Source organism: Aggregatilinea sp. (assembly GCF_036822615.1).
Taxonomy (GTDB): Bacteria; Chloroflexota; Anaerolineae; order Aggregatilineales; family Aggregatilineaceae; genus Aggregatilinea.
Genome location: NZ_DAISHJ010000021.1, coordinates 27,647 through 46,680 on the forward strand (window position 1 = coordinate 27,647; position 19,034 = coordinate 46,680).

Consider the following 19,034-nt stretch of genomic DNA (forward strand, 5'->3'; position numbering starts at 1 on the left):
GCGCGTGCAAAAGCCATCACAGCTCCTGACGCCTGTAAGGAGGCAGTCTTTGATGGACGATGCACCGCAGTCCGATTCTCCGCCAGAAGCATACCACTGGCAGTTTGCGTCCCCGGTCGATTTTGTGCCCCAGCGCGTCGTGTCGCTGGTCCCCAGCCTCACCGAATCCCTCTTTGACCTGGATCTTGGTCAGCGCCTCGTTGGTGTGACCGCTTATTGCGTCCGCCCTCTATCGGGTGTACAGTTACTTCCACGGGTAGGGGGAACAAAAAATCCAGACATCGAGGCTATCGTTCGTCTGGGGCCGGATTTGGTGCTCATGAACGACGAGGAGAACCGGCGCGAGGATGCAGAAAGTCTGCAAGCTGCGGATATCCCAGTGTGGGTAACGGGGCCGCGCTCCATTGCAGATGTGTTGAATTTGCTTTGGACCATCATGGATGTGTTCGACCATACGGTGATGGTTCCACGCGTGCATGAAATCGAGCGGGCTTACGACTACACCCTGGCTGCCACTCGAAATGCGCCGCTCGTCCCCACTTTTGCACCAATCTGGCGTGACCCCTGGATGACTTTCAATGCTGACACCTATGCGCACGACGTGCTGCGGGTTTGCGGCGGCGTGAACGTGTTTGCCGACCGCGAGCGCCAGTTTCCGCTGGCTGCCGACCTGGGTGAAGGCGATCCCCTCCCGGCGGATGATCCGCAGGTTGCTGGGCGTGACCGGCGCTATCCGCGCATCTCACTGGACGAGGTTGTCGCTGCGCAGCCGGAGTTGGTTTTGCTGCCGGACGAGCCGTATGCCTTTACCGCCGAGAATGCCGACGCGATTCGCGCGCTCGATATTCCAGCGGCTCGCAGCGGGCGCGTTCACCTGATCGACGGCTCGCTGCTGACATGGCATGGCACGCGCGCGGCGTACGCGCTGCGCGATCTTCCGGCGCTGATTCTGGGGGAATGAGGGTAGCTATGCCGCTTGAGAACGTCCAGCCAAGCAGTCTGGAGAGTCTGTGTCGCAGCGTCTCCGATGTCGTGGTCGCCTGCGATGGCGCTGGCCGCGTGGTGATGTTCAATCCCGCGGCTGAGACGGCTTTTCACACTCCAGCGGCGGGCGTGGTAGGGCGCACGCTCGACAACCTGCCCGCGCTTGAGCCGATCCGGGCGACCCTTCTGGGCTATGCGGGCGACGGCAGCACCGAGGTGCGCAACCTGATTCTGCCCGGCGGCGCGATCTACCAGGGGCGCGTGATCGCCGTGGAGGAGATCGGGCGCGTGGCGATTCTGGCCTCGGCAGTCGCCCCCGACGATCGCGCCAAGGGCCAGCTTGCGCTCCAGATGGGCACGATCATCCACACGCTCAAAACCCCGATCGCGTCGGCGCACATGGCGCTCGACGTGGTGCTGGCCGCCGGATCGTTGAACGCCCGCCAGGACGAATTTACGCGGCGCGCGCAGCACACGATGGATCACATGCTGCGCATCGTCAGCGAGCTGGTCGATATGACCTGGCTTGAAGCGGGCGAGGATTTACAACTGGATGAGGTCGAGCTGAACGAGCTGGCGGACGCGGCCATCGACCAGCTTAAGAGCGACCGCATCTGGCGCGGCGTCGCGGTGGAGCTGCTGCCCGCGCCCGACGGCTGCCGCGTGATGGCCGACGAGCGCCGCCTGTCCAGCGCGATCGTGAATCTGGTCAGCAACGCGATCAAATATTCGCCCAACGGCGGCACGGTTCGCGTCCGCATCGATTCTGCGCCCGAAGCGGCGGTCGTGGCCGTGGAGGACGAGGGGATCGGCATCGCGCCGGAGCACATCCCCTACATTTTTGACTGGTTCTATCGCGTCGTGTCGACGGAGACGCGGCGCATCGAGGGCAGCGGCCTGGGATTGGCGATCGTGAAGGCGATCGTCGAAAAACACGGCGGCGAGGTCGCCGTCGAAAGCAAGCCGGGCCGGGGCAGCACCTTCCGCTTCACCGTGCCCGCGCGCGAGCCATAACGATTTCCCCGTGCGAAAAACCACAGGGGCGCTTCATCACGGAGCGCCCCTGTTTTTTTACCAGCCGGTCACACCGCCCGGATTTACTCGCCGTTGTGCTGCACGTTGTGATCCTGGATCAGCCATTCGAGGTTGAGCGGCAACCGTCTGCGGCTGCGCGAGATGACGATCGGCAGCGCCTTGGGCATCAAGTCCGCGACGATAGGCGTCGTGCCGAGCGGGTCGCCGTCGATCTGCGTGGGCTGCGGCGTCACGCAGTCCACCACGATCCGCTTGCGCGCCGAGAAGTAGATGATCGATTCGGGCGGAAAGCCGCTGCCCGCGACGAGATTGGTCACGCTGTTGAACACGCGCCCGGCGTTGAGGGGCCGCAGCACGCCCGCGTACAGCAGGCCGTCGTCGGGCTGGATCGCCTCGTTGATCACCGACAGGCCGTTGATCCAGGTCAGCGCGCCGGTCGCCGTCACGAATGCCATGATGCCTTCGACGTGAATCGGCGGCTGGCCGTCCAGCGAAATCAGGTATTCGATCGGCTTCGTTTGCCGCAGCGACTTGATGCCGGGAATGGCGTAGGCCAGCACCCCCAGGCGGTCCTTGTCTTCGCGGGTGACGTTGTAGGCTGCGTCCGCCTCGAAGCCGGTCGAGACGCGCAGCACCGAGCAGCGCTCGCCCACGCGCGCCAGATCGACGCGCCGGATGACGCCCGGTCCCAGCGCCAGCCGCAGCGCCGGATCGAGCCGGTGCGGCAGGCCCAGGAAGCCCGATACGACGTTGCCCGTGCCAACCGGAACCCACGAAAACGGCAGCATTGCTTCGCCCAGCACATTTTGCGCGCCGGACACCCCTTCCATCAGCGTGCCGTCGCCTCCGGCCAGCAGGATACGATCCGCTCCATTGGCGACTCCCTCCGCGATGGCTGAGGTGAAGTCAAAGTTCGGCGTGGTGATGTGAAGGGTGATCCGAGGGCGTGTGATTTCACGCAGCCGTTCGATGACGTCTGCGCCGCGCTTGGAGCCGGAAGCCGGATTGACGATAGCCAATACGTGCTTGGGTGCGGCTACCGGAGTCAATTCCTGATCGGTCATGGGGTTTTTGTCCCGCCCTGGCGTAGCTTGTAACTTCTGGTTGAGAGTGACTGTAACCCTCATTTCCGGCACGTTCCCCCAGTAGGAGAATGCAAGAAAGGCTGCTAAGAGCCTTTGATCGTTGGGCCGGATTTTGAGGATGAACCGTTTAGTAAGACCATTCTAAGTATACTATACGCTGCGCGTCTTCGCGTGTTGCACGGTCTTGCGAAACGGTGGGTAAGCATCCTGACAGTGCATCTCTGAGCCGTTGCTCAGCTCCCGCTGCCCCTATTATAACGGCTATATGACGATTTGGCGTGGGCTGGCGGTCGGCGTGGGTATGGGCGTGTTGGTGGGCGGCGTGGCCGGGTTGGGCGTCTCGGTGGGTGTCACCGGCACGGTCGGTGTAGGCGTCTCGCTGGGCAGCGGCGTGATGGTCGGCGGTGGCGTGAAGGTGATGGTCGGCTTCGGCGTCGGCTCCAGCGCTTCGATCACGCTCTCGTGCATGTAGACGATGTCGGTGAATGCGCCGTCCGGGTTGAGGTTGATCTCGTACCATTCCGGGTTGTCGATGGAGCGGCCATAAACGCAGACCTGATTGCCGTAAGGGATGGTATCGACGCGCGGGCACTCGTCGTTATTCTGGCTGGGGCACTCGCGGTAAACGGCGCGTTCCACGATGATGATGAACCACTCGCATGGCGGCAGCGAGGTCGAGGTGGCGGGCGCGGCGAAGGTCGGGCGCTGCGTGCTGAAGTTGGCGGTCGAGGTGATCAGCGCGGCGCGGGTGACTTCTGCCGTGATGTTGCCCCGGTCCTCCAAAAAACGGAGGAACCCATCCCACACGTAATAACCGCCGAAGATGACCGCGGCGACGAAGATGACGATTAGTAGGGGGGAAGGCCCTGAGCGGCGGTATGACATGCGATCCTACCCTGATTCCCAACCCGCCCTGGCGGCGGCTCCGCCGGGCAGATCCTATTTCCATACTCCCCCCACGTGGGCGCATCACGATCCAGTGTAGCGCACACGGCCCGCGCGCTCCACATTTTGCCGGGCAGCGTAGGGAAAGCGGCGTTAGGGCGTGGGCAGGATCTGCGCGAGGCGCTCCGCGACGTCATCCGCGGTCCAGGCTTGCGCGCCGTCCAGCGTCAGGACGGGGATGCCGTGCGCCGATGGGCCGCCTAGCCATTCGTCGTGGCAGGCTTCGAGCTGCTGCAAATAGGCCAGCGGGATCGCTTTTTCTTCCGCCCGGCCCCGGATTTGCAGGCGGCGCAGGCATTCTTCGGCGGGCGTGCGCAGATAGAGGATCGCGTCCGGCGCGGGCATGGCGGCGGTGAAGTGCTCCCAGAAGTGGCAGTATACCGCCCACTCCGTTTCGTCCATCGTGCCCTGGTCGTGCAGATTCTTGGCGAACACGTAGCGGTCGCAGTACACCGAGCGCTCGAAGACGGCGATCGCGCCATCCGTGGCGGGCGGCGCGGCCATCTGGGCGCGCGTCACGAATGCGCCGATCTGCATGGTGAATGCCCAGCGCGGCGTATCGGCGTAGAAGCGTTCCAGCAGGTTGGCGGCGAAGCCGGTCTGCCAGTGCGCGACGGGTTCCGGTACGAACTGGAAATGAGCGCTTTGCGCCAGCGCCACGCCGAGGGTGGATTTGCCCGCTGCGATGTTACCTTCGAGGAGGACGAGCATTTTAGAGTGTCTCCGAGCTGTGTTGGCAGCCGGGGTTCCGGCTGTGCTGGTGATCGGTGGTTGTATTTTCGTAGGGGTAGGGGCTTGCCCTACCCGGCTTTTCGCCCCACGGGCGGAGCAAGTCCCGCCCTGAGATACGTAGGGGCAATGCACGATTGCCCCTACGGTGATGTGTTATCCAATCAGGTCGAGCGGTCCGCTACTTGGCGTGTTCCTTGCGCATGACCTCGCGCTGCTTTTCCACGCCGCGCCGCGTTGCCAGCTTGACCTCGCCAATGGCGCGCGTGATTTCGATGTCACGCGGGCAGGCGTTGGTGCAGTTGAAGATCGTGCGGCAGCGCCACACGCCGTCCGGCTCGGCCAGCACGTCTAGACGCTTGTCGGCGGCCATGTCGCGGCTGTCGAAGATGAAGCGGTGCGCCTGCACGATCGCCGCCGGGCCGACGTAGTCGCCGTTGGCCCAAAAGCTGGGGCAGCTCGTCGTGCAGCACGCGCACAGAATACACTTGGTCGTGTCGTCGAAGACCTCCCGGTCTTCCTGGCTTTGCAGCCGCTCGCGGCCATCTTCGGGCGCGGGCGTGTCGTTGACGAAGTACGGCAGCACCGCGCGATAGTGCGCGAAGAACGGCTCCATGTCCACGACCAGATCCTTGAGCACTTTCATGCCCAGCATCGGCTCGATCTGGACGTGCGCGTCGCCGTCGCCGTCGGTCAGGCTCTTGGCGAGCACTTTGCACGCCAGCCGGTTGACGCCGTTGATCCGCATCCCGTCCGAGCCGCAGACGCCGTGTGCGCACGAGCGCCGGTAGACCAGCGTGCCGTCTTGCTCCCACTTCACGCGGTTCAGCAGGTCGAGCACACGGTCGGTCGGTTGGATGTCTTCGAGGGTATATTCCCCCCAGTAAGGCTTGCTGTCTTTCTCCGGGTTAAAGCGCCGGATTCGCAATATAGCCCGCATTGTATCCTCTTTTGCACTCGTGGCTCGGACTTAGTAGACGCGTTCCTTGGGCTTGAAGCGCGGATCTTTTTCGGCCAGGGTCATATCGACCTTTTTGTCGTGATTGAGCCGGATGCCGCCGTCGTCGGTGGGGTAGGCCAGGGTGTGCACCATCCACTTTTCGTCGTTGCGCTTGGGGAAGTCCTCGCGCGAGTGCGCGCCGCGGCTTTCTTCGCGGGCCAGGGCAGACACCGCCGTCACTTCCGCGATGTCGAGCATACAGCCCAGCTCCCACGCTTCGAGCAGGTCGCTGTTGAAGCGCTTGCCCCGGTCGTCGATCGCCAGATCGTTCTGCCATTCTGCCTTCAGCGTGCGGACCTTATCGATCGCTTCCTGAATGCCCTCGGCGGTGCGGAACACGCTCACGTGGTCCATCATGATCTGCTGCATTTCGGAGCGGATCTGGTACGGCTTGCGCGACCCGCTCGACTGGCGAATGCGCTCTAATTCCGCCCCGGCTTCGTGGCCCGCGTCGGCAGGCAGCGGCTCGAAATCGACGTTTTTGCAGTAGTCGGCCATGTGCTTGCCCGCCGCGCGCCCGAACACGATCAGGTCGGTCAGGCTGTTGGTGCCCAACCGGTTCGCGCCATGCACGCTGACGCAGGCGCATTCGCCCGCCGCGTACAGGCCGGGCAGCGGCGTGCGCTGCGCATCCATGATCACGCGGCCTTCGAGATCGGTGGGGATGCCGCCCATGCCATAATGAGCGGTGGGCTGGACCGGCATCGGCTCTTTCACCGGATCGACGCCCACGTACGTGCGCGTGAAGTCAAGGATGTCGGGCAGCTTCTGTTCGACGTACTCGGCGGTGATGCGGCGACTTTCGCCCGCTTCGGCCAGATAACGGTTGACCGTTTCGGGCGTGACGTCCAGGTGCACGTAGCGCTTGCCCTTGATGCCGCGTCCCGCGCGGACTTCCAGGTAAATCGCGCGCGATACCACGTCGCGGCTGGCGAGGTCCTTGATGCTCGGCGCGTAGCGCTCCATGAAGCGCTCGCCCCGGTCATTGAGCAGCACGCCGCCCTCGCCGCGCACGCCTTCGGTGATGAGGATACCCATCGGATACAGGCCGGTCGGGTGGAACTGGAAAAATTCCATGTCCTGCATGGGCACGCCGCGCCGGTAGGTCAGCGCCGTGCCGTCGCCGGTCAGGGTCAGGGCGTTGCTGGTGATCTCCCAGACGCGGCCCCAGCCGCCGGTCGCAAACAGGACGGCCTTGCTGTGGAAAATGTGCAGCTCGCCGTCGTCGATGTTCACCGCGACCACGCCCACGACCCCGTTCGCGCCGCGCAGCAGGTCGATGACGTGGTATTCATCGAAGAACATCACGTCGTTTTTGATGCACTGCTGGTAGAGCGTTTGCAGGATCATGTGGCCAGTGCGGTCGGCGGCGTGGCACGCGCGGCGAACCGGCTGCCCGCCGAAGCTGCTGGTGTGCCCGCCGAAGCGCCGCTGCGAGATGCGCCCGTCGGGCGTGCGGTCGAAGGGCAGGCCCAGGTGCTCCAGCTCGATCACGGCGCTGACGGCTTCTTCCGCCAGACGCAGCGCGGCGTCCTGATCGCTCAGGTAGTCGCCACCCTTCACCGTGTCGAAGGCGTGCCATTCGGGATGATCTTCTTCGAGGTTGCCCAGCGCCGCGCCGATGCCGCCCTGGGCCGCGCCGGTATGGGAGCGGGTCGGGTAGAGCTTGCTGATGACGGCGGTTTTGACGCCGCGCGAGGCATAAAGTGCGGCCATGAGTCCTGCGCCGCCCGCACCTACGATAATTGCGTCAAATTGATGTGTTTGCATGTTAGTCCTCGACTGGTCCCTGCATTAGTGCGCGCCCTGGACCGCTGCCACGCTATCGGAGGCAATCTTGAACGCGGCGTCGTCCGCCCCGCTGATGAGCGCCGCCGCGCCCACGACGATCAGCGCGATCATACCGAACAGGATCGCCCAGTTCAGCGCGCGGTTGACCATCGGGCTGTGCGCGTAATCGTCTACCACGTAGCGCAGACCGTTGAACCCGTGAATGGCGGCCAGCGCCAGCAGCATGGCGTCGTAAATGCGCCAGATCGCCACCCCCGCGACCAGCATATCCCACCGCGCGCCGACAAACTCGACCGCCGTGCCGCTCTGGTTCACGATGTCCGTGCCGACCACGGTCAGGCCGCTGCCGGTGATGTCGAACACGCCCTGGATCACGTGCATCATCGCCAGATGGCCGAACGCCAGCGGCAGGATCAGGATGCCGGAGAAGCGCATGAACGACCACATGAAGCCTTCGGCCTGGCCCGGCATGTTGAACTGCCCGCTGCTGCGTTTGATCGCGCCGTATAACGCGGACAGCACCAGCGCGACGACGATGATCACGACAAAGCCCAGCACGAACTGGGACTGCACTTTGAGTATTTCTTCCAGTGACGCGATGTCGTGTTCGCCGTCGTAGAAATCGAGCACGTGGCCGAACATGAGGAGGAACGTGGGTGCAAGCACGATCGCGCTCGCGCCGAAGACAATCCACGCCGCGCGCGACTGGTGCTCCCACCACTCTGGTTTATAGTCGAACAAAATAATACGCAGGCCGTTGAATGCGTGGTAAACGACCGCTGCGATCAGGAGAAATTCACCAATAGTGAACAACGGGCTTTGGTACTGCCGGATCGCGTCCTCGTACTGGTCAGGAAAAAAGGCCGCCCACGATGTATCGATCACGTGCATGGTTAAAAATAGAAGTGTGCCCAGGCCCGCAAGCCGGTGACCGACCCAGCTCCACTGACCTAACTTGCCGCGATAGCGCAGCGTTTCGGTAACGGTTGTAACGAGAGTCGCCATGATGGCTAGGCCTCCATCAACCTTTCTGTGTGGTGCGACAGTGGTGGAAGAGAAGAACAGGTGAGCTTACCTGCCATAATAGCCGTTATCATACTCTATACGCGGCAGTCCGGCCAACTCTTGCTGCTTTTTCTCCCATTTTACCCTTCACGATCGGTATCTCAAGGGAACTATTAATCACGATTTACTAAGATCGTTTGTTGCCAAAATAATCCGATGATATACTCTATGCATTGAAGCGACTATGCTCAAACGATAGCCTGTCCAGCACCTCATCGACGACGAAGCCTTCTGGCAAGCTAGATTCCCCACGTGGCATTTCAGCGCTTCACCCTTTCCCGCCGTCAGGCGAACTGCGGGAAGTTTTTTACGCTCTGGTTTCTACCAACTGCTTTTTAAGGAGTACACACACACATGGCAGAAGCAGAACAGAAAAAAGGCTTGGAAGGTGTCGTCATTGCCGATACGAAGCTCAGCCGCGTGCAGGGCGACATCGGCAAGCTGACCTACTGCGGGTACGATATCCTCGACCTGGCGGCGCACGCCTCGTTTTCGGAGATCATCTTCCTGCTGTGGAACGTCCGGCTGCCGAACAAGGTCGAGCTGGAACGGTTCAAGGCGACACTCGTTGACGAAATGTGTCTGCCCGAAGACGAGATCGAAGGCATCTACCGCTACCCGGTGAGCGCGCATCCTATGGCCGTCCTGCGCACGGCGGTTTCCGCGCTGGGCCTGTACGATCCCGCCGCTGAAGACAACAGCCCCGACGCGAATCTGCGTAAGGCGATGCGCCTGACAGCCAAGATGCCGACCATCGTGGCCGCATGGGAGCGCATCCGGTCCGGCAAGCCGGTGCTTGAGCCGCGCGACGACATGGGCATTGCGGAAAACTTCATTTACATGTTGAAGGGGCACGAGCCGAACCAGACTGAGATCGACGCGCTCAACGTCTATCTGGTGCTGCTGGCCGATCACGGCATGAACGCCAGCACCTTCACCGCGCGCGTGATCACCAGCACCGACGGCGACATGTACAGCGCCATCACCGGCGCGATCGGCTCGCTGAAGGGGCCCAAGCACGGCGGCGCGAACGAAGCGGCGATGCGCATGTTCAACGAGATCGCGGACTTCGGCAATACGAAGGAATGGTTCGAGCGCGAGGTCAAGGGCAAGGGCCGCCGCATCATGGGCATCGGCCACCGCGTCTACAAGGCGATGGACCCGCGCGCGACGGTGCTCAAGCAGCACGCCGAAGCGCTGTGCGACTACACCCAGAACTGCAAGCTGATCGACGTGGCGATGGAACTCGAAGAACTGGCCCTGGCCGACGAGTATTTCATCGAGCGCAAGCTGTTCCCGAACGTGGACTACTACAGCGCGATCGTGCTGGACGCCATCGGCATCGAGACGGACATGATGACGCCGCTGTTCGCCATGTCGCGGGTGGCTGGCTGGACGGCGCACATCATCGAGCAGTGGCACGACAACCGCCTGATCCGTCCGCGCGGCACCTACGTTGGCCCGGTCGATCAGATCTGGACGCCCATCGACGAGCGGTAATCCCGCCCATCACGGCGTACCCCATTCATGGATTTGGAGGGGCGCATCCGCGGATGCGCCCCTTTTTTGCGCGGGGGAGGCGAGGTAACTTCACCTGCGGCCTCGCCCCAACGAGCGCGGAGATTCACCAACTCGCGTCAGGCGCCTGACGCCAGCCGTTATCCGGGCATTGCGCCAAGCTGCTCCAGCATCTTCGCGCGGTCCATGATGCCCCAATGCTCGGTGGCCTTGCCATCAACAATGCTAACAATATCGATGACGTCAAACGACACACGCCTGCCGCTGGCGGGAAGCCCCATAAACTCGCCTTGCTGAGTGCCCGTCCACGTCATATGAAATACCACCTTGTCACCTTCGGCGATCAGTTGTTGGATGGTGGCTTTAAAATCTGGGAAAGCACTGTGCAGCATACCGAACATTGCTCTGGGCGCGTCACGACCGGACGGCATGCCGGGGGGAAGTTCTTCGTGCTCAATGAAGTCGGGGGAGATGATCTCGTCAATTACATTCAGATTGCCTCTGTTCAATACCTCATCAACCAGGCGCCGGGCCAATGCTTTATTCTGTTCGGTAGACATTTTATGCTCCTTTTTATCCATATCTCGGTAAGGGAATTATTTCGATATCGGAAGGTGATTCTCAATGCTACGCATAGCGGATATGCTACAATGGAAAGTGTATGCCTTTACACGCGGAACTTCAACATCGGGAGATATTTCACGCTCTAATGAAAGACGATAGGCCAGTGCAGATGCTTTCGGGGTTTCACTCAAGCCGGTGCTCGGCAGCGCGCGGCCTTCGGGATGTTCCGGCGCGACACAGTCTTGGAAACCGGATGCCCGGCATGCTTTTGTCCGCCGCTGCCTCGCGGAGTCTGGACTTTTCGGGCCGGGGCTGGTATAAGTGCTGCGTGGTGTGAGCCACCACATCCGTTCATTAGATCCATCGAGGCTGTTATGTTGAAGCGTGTCGTCGGCGCGTTCTTGTTCCTGGTGCTGCTGGTCGGCCTGGCCGCTGGCGCGATGCAACTGGCGACGCTGCCCGGCAGCGTCCTGCTTCCGGGGCTGTTCTAGCACGCGCGCATCGTGACTAAAATGCGCCTGGACCCGGATCGCCGGGTGTCTCTGGCGGAGGCGGCGAGCCTCGTCCAGCCGGGCATGACCCTAGCGCTCGGCGGAAACCTGCTCTACCGCCGCCCGGTGGCTTTTGTCACCGAACTGCTGCGGCAGCCCCATCCCCCTACCGATCTCACCCTGTTGGCGTTCACCGCCGGATACGAATCCGATCTGCTGGTTGGCGCGGGCTGCGTGGCGCGCACGCGGACCTGTTACTTCGGCCTGGAAGCGTTCGGCCTCGCGCCGATGTTTACCCAGGCGGCTAGCGCGGGCAGCCTCCAGGTGATCGAAGAAACCGAAGCCAGCATCGCCATGGGCATCCGCGCGCGGATGGCGGGCGTGGGCTTCATGCCGTCCCACGCGTGGCAGGGGACCGATCTGCCCCGGCTGCGGCCCGACGTGAAGACCGTGCGCGATCCGTACAGCGGCGACGAGCTGATCGCGTTTCCGGCGATCGCGGCGGATGTCGCCGTGGTGCACGCGCTGGTCGTGGATCGTCACGGCAACGCGCGCCTGAACAAAAATCTGGGCATCGATCCGGAACTGTGCGTTGTCGCGGAGCACGTCATCGTCACCGCCGAGCGCGTGGTGGACCGGCTCGAAGATGACGCGGATCTACCCGGCTTGCTGGTCACGGGCGTGGTCGAAGCGCCGCGCGGCGCGTGGCCGACCTCGTGTTACCCCGATTACCCCGTGGCGGGCGGCGAAATCCTGCGGTATATGGACGCCTGCACCGACGGCCAGTTCGCTGCGTACGTGAATCGCCTCACCGGTGTTTCCTGATACACCCCCACATCCGGTTTTTCCGCCTTCTTGTGTAAGGTCTCATGCAGTATTTATCCACTGAGTCTATGATTGGACGTATAATCTTACGCAAGAATAGACAGCAACGGAGCAAGGTCATAATGCATGGGCTGAGATTGTATCGGAAGACGGCGACGGTCAGCGTGGTGTTGACCGCGTTGGTAACAGTGTTTGTAGTGGGATATGTGCTCGGCACGCACCAACCGAGCACCGCCGTCCGCGCGCAGTCGGGATCGCCGACCGGCACGGACGAGCTGTTTACGCCGTTCTGGGAAACCTGGACGCTGCTGCATGATAACTACGTCGATGCGCTGGACGACGGTACGCTGATGGAAGGCGCGCTGAACGGCATGTTGGAATCGCTGGGCGATCCGCATACCGGCTACATGGACCCCGAGACATTTAACCAGATCAACGAGTCGATGAGCGGCGAGTATGAAGGCATCGGCGCGACGGTGCGGACCGATGAAGCGACCGGCGGCCTGGAACTGGTGACGATCATGGATGGCTCGCCCGCGCAGGCGGCGGGTTTGCTGCCCGGCGACGTGATCGTGGAGGTCAGCGGCGAAGACATCACCGGCCTGGACCAGAACGAGATCATCGCGCAGGTGCGCGGCCCTGCCGGGACCAACGTCGATCTGGGCATCAAGCGGCCCAACGTGGACGAGATCCTCGACTTCGAGGTCTCGCGCGATCGAATCACCGTCGCCAGCGTCACGTACGACGTGCTGGACGGCGACATCGGGTACGTGCGGCTGAGCCAGTTCGAGTTTGGCTCCTCGCAGGAGCTGCGCGACGCACTGGCAGCGATTGACGCCAACCACCTCAAGGGCCTGATCCTCGACGTGCGCGGCAACCCCGGTGGCTATCTGACCACCGCGATCGAAGTCGCCAGCGCGTTTATTCAAGAAGGCACGGTCGTGACCGAGCGCGGCCCCGAGCGCGAGCGCACGTACGAAGCGCTCGAAAACGCCGTTGCGCCCGACGTGCCGATGGTAGTGCTGGTCAACGCGGGCAGCGCCAGCGCCTCCGAGCTGATCGCCGGCGCATTGCAGGACAACCACCGCGCGACGATCGTGGGGACTAAGACGTTCGGCAAAGGCTCCGTGCAGACGTGGCACACGCTGTCCAACGGCGGCGGCGTGCGGATCACGGTGTCGCGCTGGTATACGCCCAGCGGGCGCTCCGTCAGTGAAGTAGGCATCGATCCCGACGTGAACGTGCCGTTCGAGATCGCAGCGGGTGAAGTTTACGATCCCGCGACGATGCCCGATCCGCAGCTTGAAGCGGCGCTGACGATTCTGCGCACCGGCGAGCCGGTCCAGCCGACGGTCGCTGAGCCTGTCGTGACGGCACAGCCCTAGGCGCGTTTCTTACCCGGCTCCTACGCGCTTCTTATCCTGCTCTGATAGGGGAACCCCCCAAGGTGTGGGATAATTACTCTTGGAGTTTGCGTTTAAAATGACGTGTGGTCCGCCGGGGCGAGACGCTCGCGGACCCCGTTCACCGGGTTGTGTTGGGGTTTTCTCAGCGATCTTGGTACTGGAGGAACGATGTTTTACTGGGATCCGAACTACCTCTTGTTTGTGATGCTGCCAACGCTGGTGATCACCGGCCTGGCGCAAATGTGGATTCAGTCGGCGTACCGGAAGTGGGGCCAGACGGCCAACAGCCGCAGCGTCACCGGCCAGGATACGGCCCAGATCTTGATGCGCAGCGGCAGCATCGAACCGATCTCGGTCGAAGTGACCGGCGGGCAGTTGAGCGACCATTTCGATCCGCAGCGCGGCGTGGTTCGTCTGTCGCAGGGCGTGGCGATGCAGCCTTCCGTGGCGGCGATGGCCGTCACCGCGCACGAGTTGGGACACGTCCAGCAGCACCAGCAGAACAGCCTGCTGATGGGTCTGCGTACGGCGCTGCTGCCGGGCGCGCAGTTCGGCCCGTCGATCGGCATCCTGCTGATCATCGCGGGGCTGTTCCTCAACGCGACCGGGCTGGCGATGATCGGCCTGATCCTGTTCGCGGGCGCGACGCTGTTCACGGTCGTGACGCTGCCGGTCGAGATTGACGCCAGTCGTCGCGGTCTGAAGATGCTGGAACAGAACGGCTTGCTGGCGACCGCGCAGGACCGCAGCGGGTCGCGCGCGATCCTGACCGCCGCCGCGTTCACGTACGTGGCCGCTGTGTTCACGTCGCTGCTGACCCTGATGTATTACGCGTCGCTGGTTTTCGGCAACCGCCGCGACTGATGGCGGCATTACATCCGGCAGCGGATTACACGCTTGACGAGCTGATCGCCGTCTGCATCTCAAGGCAGGTGCACGACGGCGATTTGCTTGCTCAAGGCATGGCAACGCCGCTGGTTGCGGCGGGTTACATCCTGGCACAGCGCACGCACGCGCCAAACGCGTGTTTCGCCTCCGCGATCGGGCAGGGCTTCGTGTTGGAGGCCGCGCCGGTCGGCATTGCGCGCGCCGAGGCGCTGTGGCTGGGCAAGGCGCTGGCCCATGCCAGCTTCGTGTCGCTGGCGGCGGACCTGCTGCCCACGCTGGCCCCGAAAGAGTTTTTCCGCCCCGGTCAGGTGGACGCGGCGGGCAACTTCAACAACCTCGCCATCGGGCAGAATTACGCCGCGCCCCGGCTGCGGCTGCCCGGCGCGGCAGGCATCCCCGACGTGTCCACGCACGCCACGCAGATGTATATGTACGTGCCGCGCCATTCGCGCGCGGTGTTCGTACCGCGGGTGGATTACGTCAGCGGATTGGGGCACAGCCCCGCGCGCACGCAAGGTAACGGCCCGTGTTACCTGATCTCCGATCTGGGGCAGTTCGACTGGGCCGGGGGGCGTATGCGGCTGACGTCGCTGCACCCCGGCGCGACGATCGAGCGCGTGCGCGCCAAAACTGGCTTCGAGTTGGACGCCGCGCCCGATTTGCACGAGACGCCGCCGCCCACACCGGACGAGATCCGGCTGCTGCGCGAGGAGATCGATCCGCTGGCGGTGCGCCGCCTGGAGACGCTCGCCGGGGCCGCGCGGCGCGATCATCTGCGCGCGATCCTCGCCGCCGAGGGCGTGCTGGATTGAGGCGACAGGCAAAATTTAACGCGATTTTGTAGGGGCGGGTTTCTAACCCGCCCGATTTTTTATTCCCTGCCGTACGCAGTTTCTTGTAGGGGCGTATCGCTATACGCCCCTACGCCCCCATCCCCCGGCCCCACGCAAGCGGAGGGAAGGGGAAAATGCCGCCTGTGTTTGTGGACAATTCATGAATTGCCCCTACCGGGCCACCGGATTTTGCTTGTCTCCCCTCTCCAACCCAGATTGGAGAGGGGCCGGGGGTGAGGTCGCGGTCATACCACCCAGGAAACGGACACGCAAAAAGGGCAGGTCACGCGGACCTGCCCTTTGTATTTCACGGGATATGTGCGGCGCGATAGGCTTTTGGCTTTTAGCTTCTGGCTAACGCTAATCGCTAACGGCTAACCGCTGCTACTACGCCTTTTCGAGCAGGCTCTGCGCCTGTTCTGCGACGGCAGCCGCCGTCAGGCCGAATTCCGCGTAGATCTGCTTGTACGGAGCCGACGCGCCGAAGCGGTCCACGCCCACGACTGCGCCTTCCGTGCCGACCCACTTCTCCCAGCCGGTCGTCACGCCCGCCTCGATCGCCACACGGGCCTTGACCTGCGGCGGCAGGACGCTGTCCTGATAGTCCTGCGGCTGCGCTTCGAAGCTCGCCCAGTTGGGCATGCTCACCACGCGCGCCTTGACGCCGCGCTCGGCCAGCAGTTTCTGCGCGTTCATGGCGATTTCGACTTCCGAGCCGGTCCCGATCAGGATCGCGTCCGGCTGGCCGCCGTCCGCCTCGGACACGACGTACGCGCCGCGATCGACGCCGTCGATGACCGCCTGCGGATCGAGGTCCAGCACGGGCAGATTCTGGCGCGTGAACAGCAGCACCGTCGCGTGGCCCGTATGCGCGTTTTTGATCGCGCGGACCCACGCGCCCGCCGTTTCTTTCGCGTCGGCGGGACGGATCACCTCAAGGTGCGGGATCAGGCGCAGCGACATGGTCTGTTCGATGGGTTGGTGCGTCGGGCCGTCTTCGCCCAGACCGATGCTGTCGTGCGTGAACACGAAGATCGTGGGGTAGTGGCTCAGCGCTGCCAGACGGATCGTCGGGCGCATGTAGTCGGAGAAGATCAGGAAGGTTGCGGTATAGGGGATCAGCCCGCCGTGCACGGCCATGCCGTTGGCGATGCCGCCCATCGCGTGCTCGCGCACACCGAAGTGCAGGTTGCGGCCTTCGGGCGTTTCCGGGCTGAACCAGCCCATGCCCTTGAGTTCGGTTTTGGTCGAAGGTTCGAGGTCCGCCGAGCCGCCCATGAAGCCGGGCAGATGCGGCGCGAGCGCGTTCATCACCTGGCCGGACGCCACGCGCGTGGCGACGGGCTTGGCGTCGGCAAAGTCCGGCAGATCGGCGGTCCAATCGCCCGGCAGATCCCCGAACATGCTATCCCACGCGGCGACCTGTTCCGGCGCGGCGCTGGACTTCCACGCTTCCAGCTCCTGCTGCCATGCGGCTTGCGCGGCGCTGCCCTTTTCGACCGCCTGACGGTAGAACTCCATCACATCGCCGGGGATCAGGAACGCCGGTTCCAGCGGCCAGCCGAGCGCCTCTTTGGTGGCCTTCACTTCGTCCACGCCGAGCGGTTCGCCGTGCGACTTGGCGCTTCCGGCCTTGTTCGGGCTGCCGTAACCGATCGTGGTGCGGACCATGATCAGCGACGGCTTATCCGTGACGGCCTGGGCCGCGCGGATGGCTGCGTCGATCGCATCGATGTCGTTGCCGTCCGCGACGCGCTGGACGTGCCAGTCGTACGCGGCGAAGCGCGCGCCGACGTCTTCGGTGAACGCCTGCCCCGTGCTGCCTTCGATCGAAATGTGGTTGTCGTCGTAGAGGTAGATCAGCTTGCCCAGCTTGAGATGCCCGGCCAGCGATGCCGCCTCGGACGTGATGCCTTCCATCAGGTCGCCGTCGCTGACGATCGCGTAGGTGTAGTGATCGATCAGCTTGTGCGCGGGGGTATTGAGCGTCGCGGCGAGGTGCGCCTCCGCGATCGCCATGCCCACGCCGTTGGTGAAGCCCTGGCCCAGCGGCCCGGTGGTGACTTCGACGCCCACCGTCTGGCCATATTCGGGGTGGCCCGGGGTCAGGCTGCCCCACTGGCGGAACTGCTGGAGTTGTTCCAGCGGCAGGTCGTAGCCGGTCAGGTGCAGCAGCGAGTAGAGCAGCATCGAGCCGTGGCCCGCCGACAGGATGAAGCGGTCGCGGTCGATCCACTTGGGATCGTGCGGGTTATGCTTCAGGTAGCGCGTCCACAGCACGTAGGCCATCGGTGCAGCGCCCATCGGCATGCCCGGGTGACCGGAGTTGGCTTTTTGTACGCCATCGACGGCCAGCATCCGGATGGTGTTGATCGCTTTTTGGTCGAATTCAGACATGGGTTCCTTCCGTAACTGTCTCTTAGCAGGCCCGTTGTTTGCCTGCGGATCGCGTAGTGGGTCAGTCGGTGCTCATCGGACAGAGAGTATAATGCGCGGACCAGGACTTGCAACGCACGGAGGTCACACCTCCCGGGTGTTGGATGGCACAAAAAGCGGCGCGTTCCCGTACGAAAGCGCGCCGCTCAACTGCTCTTATGAACTCAAGCGCTAGTCTTCCACAGTCATCGCCAGCCCGCCGCGCACCGCGTCCAGCAGGGCGGCGAAGTTGTCGTCGCTGACCGGGTCTTCGCCTTCGGCGGCGATGGCGTCGATCTCGACCACCAGATCGCCCTCTTTCAGCAGCGCGTAACGTACGCGATCCGTCTGCGCAAGCTGGGCGGTCGTTTGCTGCGGCGCGCGATCGGCTTCGAGCGTCAGCCCGTCAAGCTGAAGCTCGCGCTCGCGGCTGACCATCGCCACGTCGGCGGCGTCCTCTGACGGGTGCGCCTCGACGACGATATACGCGATCGCGTCGTCGGGGCCTTCGTACGACAGCGTGATGTGACCCATGCTGGTGATGGTGCTGGTCAGCAGTTCGGTGCGGTCAGCCAGCTCCCATTCCCCAATCTCTTCGGGCAGGTAGGTGACCATGTCGCGCGCGCGGGCCTTGGGGCTGCCGCCGCAGGCCGAAACGAGCAGGGCCAGCGCCAGCATCGTGATCAATAATGTACTCAGTCGTTTCACGGAAGCTTGCTCCCCCTCAAGTGGGCGGCTAGTGCTCGCCCAGGTACGCCGCACGGACCGTCTCGTTCTGGCGCAGCGCCTCGGCAGTGTCCGACAGGATGATGCGGCCCGTCTGGAGCACATAGCCCCGGTGTGCGATCGCCAGCGCCATCAGCGCGTTCTGCTCGACCAGCAGAATCGTCGTGTCGCGCTCGTTCAGGTAGACGATGATGCGGAAGATATCGCGCACCAGCAGCGGCGCGAGACCCATCGACGGCTCGTCCAGCAGCAGGACGCGCGGGCGCGACATCATCGCGCGGCCAATGGCGAGCATCTGCTGCTCCCCGCCCGACAGCGTGCCGCCGAGCTGGCTCTGGCGCTCGCGCAGGCGCGGGAAGGTGTGGAACACGAATTCCAGGTCGCGGGCGACTTCCTGCGTGTCGTGGCGCGTGAACGCCCCCATTTCCAGGTTTTCCATCACCGTTAGGCGCGAGAAGATCTTGCGGCCTTCCGGCGACTGTACGATCCCGCGTTCTACGATGTGATGGGGCGCAAGGTGCGTGATGTCCTCGTCGTTGAGGACGATGCGTCCCTCGCCGCTTCGCACGACGCCGCTGATGCTGTTGAGCGTGGTCGTTTTGCCCGCGCCGTTACCGCCGATCAGGGTCACGATCTCGCCTTCTTCAACCGTCAGCGAAATGCCCTTCAGGGCGTGAATTTTCCCGTAGTAGGTGTGGAGGTTCTCGACCTCTAGCAGTGGCATGTTGCTTACC

At 63.4% G+C, this 19,034-nt stretch carries 17 protein-coding genes; 7 read left to right on the forward strand and 10 right to left on the reverse strand.

Annotated elements, in window-relative coordinates; all coding sequences use genetic code 11:
• Positions 1–52 precede the first annotated feature (52 nt).
• Together V7116_RS09045 and V7116_RS09050 are read left to right on the forward strand one after the other, a co-directional pair.
• Positions 53–961 (forward strand): helical backbone metal receptor, encoded by a 909-nt coding sequence (locus tag V7116_RS09045; protein ID WP_324391584.1) that lies wholly within the window; start codon positions 53–55, stop codon positions 959–961.
• 8 nt (positions 962–969) lie between these two features.
• Positions 970–1,998, forward strand: coding sequence for a sensor histidine kinase (locus V7116_RS09050; RefSeq protein ID WP_324391585.1), 1,029 nt, complete (start codon positions 970–972; stop codon positions 1,996–1,998).
• Positions 1,999–2,081: 83 nt separating this feature from the next.
• Here V7116_RS09050 and V7116_RS09055 read toward each other — a convergent pair whose 3' ends face one another.
• The 6 genes from V7116_RS09055 to sdhC form a co-directional block, all read right to left on the reverse strand.
• Positions 2,082–3,083, reverse strand: coding sequence for a diacylglycerol/lipid kinase family protein (locus tag V7116_RS09055; RefSeq protein ID WP_324391586.1), 1,002 nt, complete (start codon positions 3,081–3,083; stop codon positions 2,082–2,084).
• A 282-nt stretch (positions 3,084–3,365) separates the two neighbouring features.
• The gene (locus tag V7116_RS09060; protein WP_324391587.1) at positions 3,366–3,989 is read right to left on the reverse strand and encodes a hypothetical protein; all 624 of its coding nucleotides are present in this window, start codon (positions 3,987–3,989) and stop codon (positions 3,366–3,368) included.
• 153 nt (positions 3,990–4,142) lie between these two features.
• A complete protein-coding gene (locus tag V7116_RS09065) occupies positions 4,143–4,760 on the reverse strand; it encodes a deoxynucleoside kinase (protein ID WP_324391588.1) in 618 nt (205 codons plus the stop codon).
• 199 nt (positions 4,761–4,959) lie between these two features.
• The gene (locus V7116_RS09070) at positions 4,960–5,718 is read right to left on the reverse strand and encodes a succinate dehydrogenase iron-sulfur subunit (RefSeq protein ID WP_324391589.1); all 759 of its coding nucleotides are present in this window, start codon (positions 5,716–5,718) and stop codon (positions 4,960–4,962) included.
• A gap of 30 nt (positions 5,719–5,748) precedes the next feature.
• Positions 5,749–7,548 carry a succinate dehydrogenase flavoprotein subunit gene (gene sdhA / locus V7116_RS09075; RefSeq protein ID WP_324391590.1) on the reverse strand — a complete coding sequence of 600 codons (1,800 nt, stop codon included), beginning with the start codon at positions 7,546–7,548 and terminating at the stop codon, positions 5,749–5,751.
• A 24-nt stretch (positions 7,549–7,572) separates the two neighbouring features.
• Positions 7,573–8,574: a succinate dehydrogenase, cytochrome b556 subunit gene (gene sdhC, locus V7116_RS09080; RefSeq protein WP_324391591.1), complete on the reverse strand. Its 1,002-nt coding sequence runs from the start codon at positions 8,572–8,574 to the stop codon at positions 7,573–7,575.
• A 414-nt stretch (positions 8,575–8,988) separates the two neighbouring features.
• Between sdhC and V7116_RS09085 the strand changes: the two genes are divergently transcribed.
• Entirely contained in the window at positions 8,989–10,134 is a 1,146-nt protein-coding gene (locus V7116_RS09085; protein WP_324391592.1) for a citrate/2-methylcitrate synthase, read from the forward strand.
• Between the two features lie 158 nt (positions 10,135–10,292).
• Here the strand turns inward: V7116_RS09085 and V7116_RS09090 are convergent, their stop codons facing one another.
• The gene (locus V7116_RS09090; RefSeq protein ID WP_324391593.1) at positions 10,293–10,712 is read right to left on the reverse strand and encodes an ester cyclase; all 420 of its coding nucleotides are present in this window, start codon (positions 10,710–10,712) and stop codon (positions 10,293–10,295) included.
• Positions 10,713–11,228: 516 nt separating this feature from the next.
• Here V7116_RS09090 and V7116_RS09095 point away from each other — a divergent pair.
• From V7116_RS09095 to V7116_RS09110, 4 genes are all read left to right on the forward strand, one after another.
• Positions 11,229–12,032: a CoA transferase subunit A gene (locus V7116_RS09095; RefSeq protein ID WP_324391609.1), complete on the forward strand. Its 804-nt coding sequence runs from the start codon at positions 11,229–11,231 to the stop codon at positions 12,030–12,032.
• 137 nt (positions 12,033–12,169) lie between these two features.
• Positions 12,170–13,417 (forward strand): S41 family peptidase, encoded by a 1,248-nt coding sequence (locus V7116_RS09100; RefSeq protein WP_324391594.1) that lies wholly within the window; start codon positions 12,170–12,172, stop codon positions 13,415–13,417.
• A 189-nt stretch (positions 13,418–13,606) separates the two neighbouring features.
• Positions 13,607–14,302, forward strand: a complete 696-nt coding sequence (locus V7116_RS09105) for a zinc metallopeptidase (protein WP_324391595.1) — start codon at positions 13,607–13,609, stop codon at positions 14,300–14,302.
• Positions 14,302–15,138 (forward strand): CoA-transferase, encoded by an 837-nt coding sequence (locus tag V7116_RS09110; RefSeq protein ID WP_324391596.1) that lies wholly within the window; start codon positions 14,302–14,304, stop codon positions 15,136–15,138. Before V7116_RS09105 ends, V7116_RS09110 begins: the two co-directional genes overlap by 1 nt.
• 408 nt (positions 15,139–15,546) lie before the next feature.
• Here V7116_RS09110 and tkt read toward each other — a convergent pair whose 3' ends face one another.
• The 3 genes from tkt to V7116_RS09125 form a co-directional block, all read right to left on the reverse strand.
• Complete coding sequence (gene tkt, locus V7116_RS09115; protein WP_324391597.1) at positions 15,547–17,556, reverse strand: transketolase; 2,010 nt, start codon at positions 17,554–17,556, stop codon at positions 15,547–15,549.
• A 210-nt stretch (positions 17,557–17,766) separates the two neighbouring features.
• Positions 17,767–18,282 carry a hypothetical protein gene (locus V7116_RS09120; protein WP_324391598.1) on the reverse strand — a complete coding sequence of 172 codons (516 nt, stop codon included), beginning with the start codon at positions 18,280–18,282 and terminating at the stop codon, positions 17,767–17,769.
• Between the two features lie 28 nt (positions 18,283–18,310).
• The gene (locus V7116_RS09125) at positions 18,311–19,024 is read right to left on the reverse strand and encodes an ABC transporter ATP-binding protein (RefSeq protein WP_349258487.1); all 714 of its coding nucleotides are present in this window, start codon (positions 19,022–19,024) and stop codon (positions 18,311–18,313) included.
• Positions 19,025–19,034 lie beyond the last annotated feature (10 nt).

Bases quoted from the DNA above. Each gene is read 5' to 3' on its own strand.
- V7116_RS09070 (WP_324391589.1), bottom strand. From the start codon at position 5,718: ATGCGGGCTATATTGCGAATCCGGCGCTTTAACCCGGAGAAAGACAGC.
- tkt (WP_324391597.1), bottom strand. From the start codon at position 17,556: ATGTCTGAATTCGACCAAAAAGCGATCAACACCATCCGGATGCTGGCC.
- V7116_RS09065 (WP_324391588.1), bottom strand. From the start codon at position 4,760: ATGCTCGTCCTCCTCGAAGGTAACATCGCAGCGGGCAAATCCACCCTC.
- V7116_RS09060 (WP_324391587.1), bottom strand. From the start codon at position 3,989: ATGTCATACCGCCGCTCAGGGCCTTCCCCCCTACTAATCGTCATCTTC.
- sdhA (WP_324391590.1), bottom strand. From the start codon at position 7,548: ATGCAAACACATCAATTTGACGCAATTATCGTAGGTGCGGGCGGCGCA.
- V7116_RS09095 (WP_324391609.1), top strand. From the start codon at position 11,229: ATGCGCCTGGACCCGGATCGCCGGGTGTCTCTGGCGGAGGCGGCGAGC.
- V7116_RS09105 (WP_324391595.1), top strand. From the start codon at position 13,607: ATGTTTTACTGGGATCCGAACTACCTCTTGTTTGTGATGCTGCCAACG.
- V7116_RS09045 (WP_324391584.1), top strand. From the start codon at position 53: ATGGACGATGCACCGCAGTCCGATTCTCCGCCAGAAGCATACCACTGG.
- V7116_RS09110 (WP_324391596.1), top strand. From the start codon at position 14,302: ATGGCGGCATTACATCCGGCAGCGGATTACACGCTTGACGAGCTGATC.
- V7116_RS09050 (WP_324391585.1), top strand. From the start codon at position 970: ATGCCGCTTGAGAACGTCCAGCCAAGCAGTCTGGAGAGTCTGTGTCGC.
- V7116_RS09090 (WP_324391593.1), bottom strand. From the start codon at position 10,712: ATGTCTACCGAACAGAATAAAGCATTGGCCCGGCGCCTGGTTGATGAG.
- sdhC (WP_324391591.1), bottom strand. From the start codon at position 8,574: ATGGCGACTCTCGTTACAACCGTTACCGAAACGCTGCGCTATCGCGGC.
- V7116_RS09125 (WP_349258487.1), bottom strand. From the start codon at position 19,024: ATGCCACTGCTAGAGGTCGAGAACCTCCACACCTACTACGGGAAAATT.
- V7116_RS09055 (WP_324391586.1), bottom strand. From the start codon at position 3,083: ATGACCGATCAGGAATTGACTCCGGTAGCCGCACCCAAGCACGTATTG.
- V7116_RS09085 (WP_324391592.1), top strand. From the start codon at position 8,989: ATGGCAGAAGCAGAACAGAAAAAAGGCTTGGAAGGTGTCGTCATTGCC.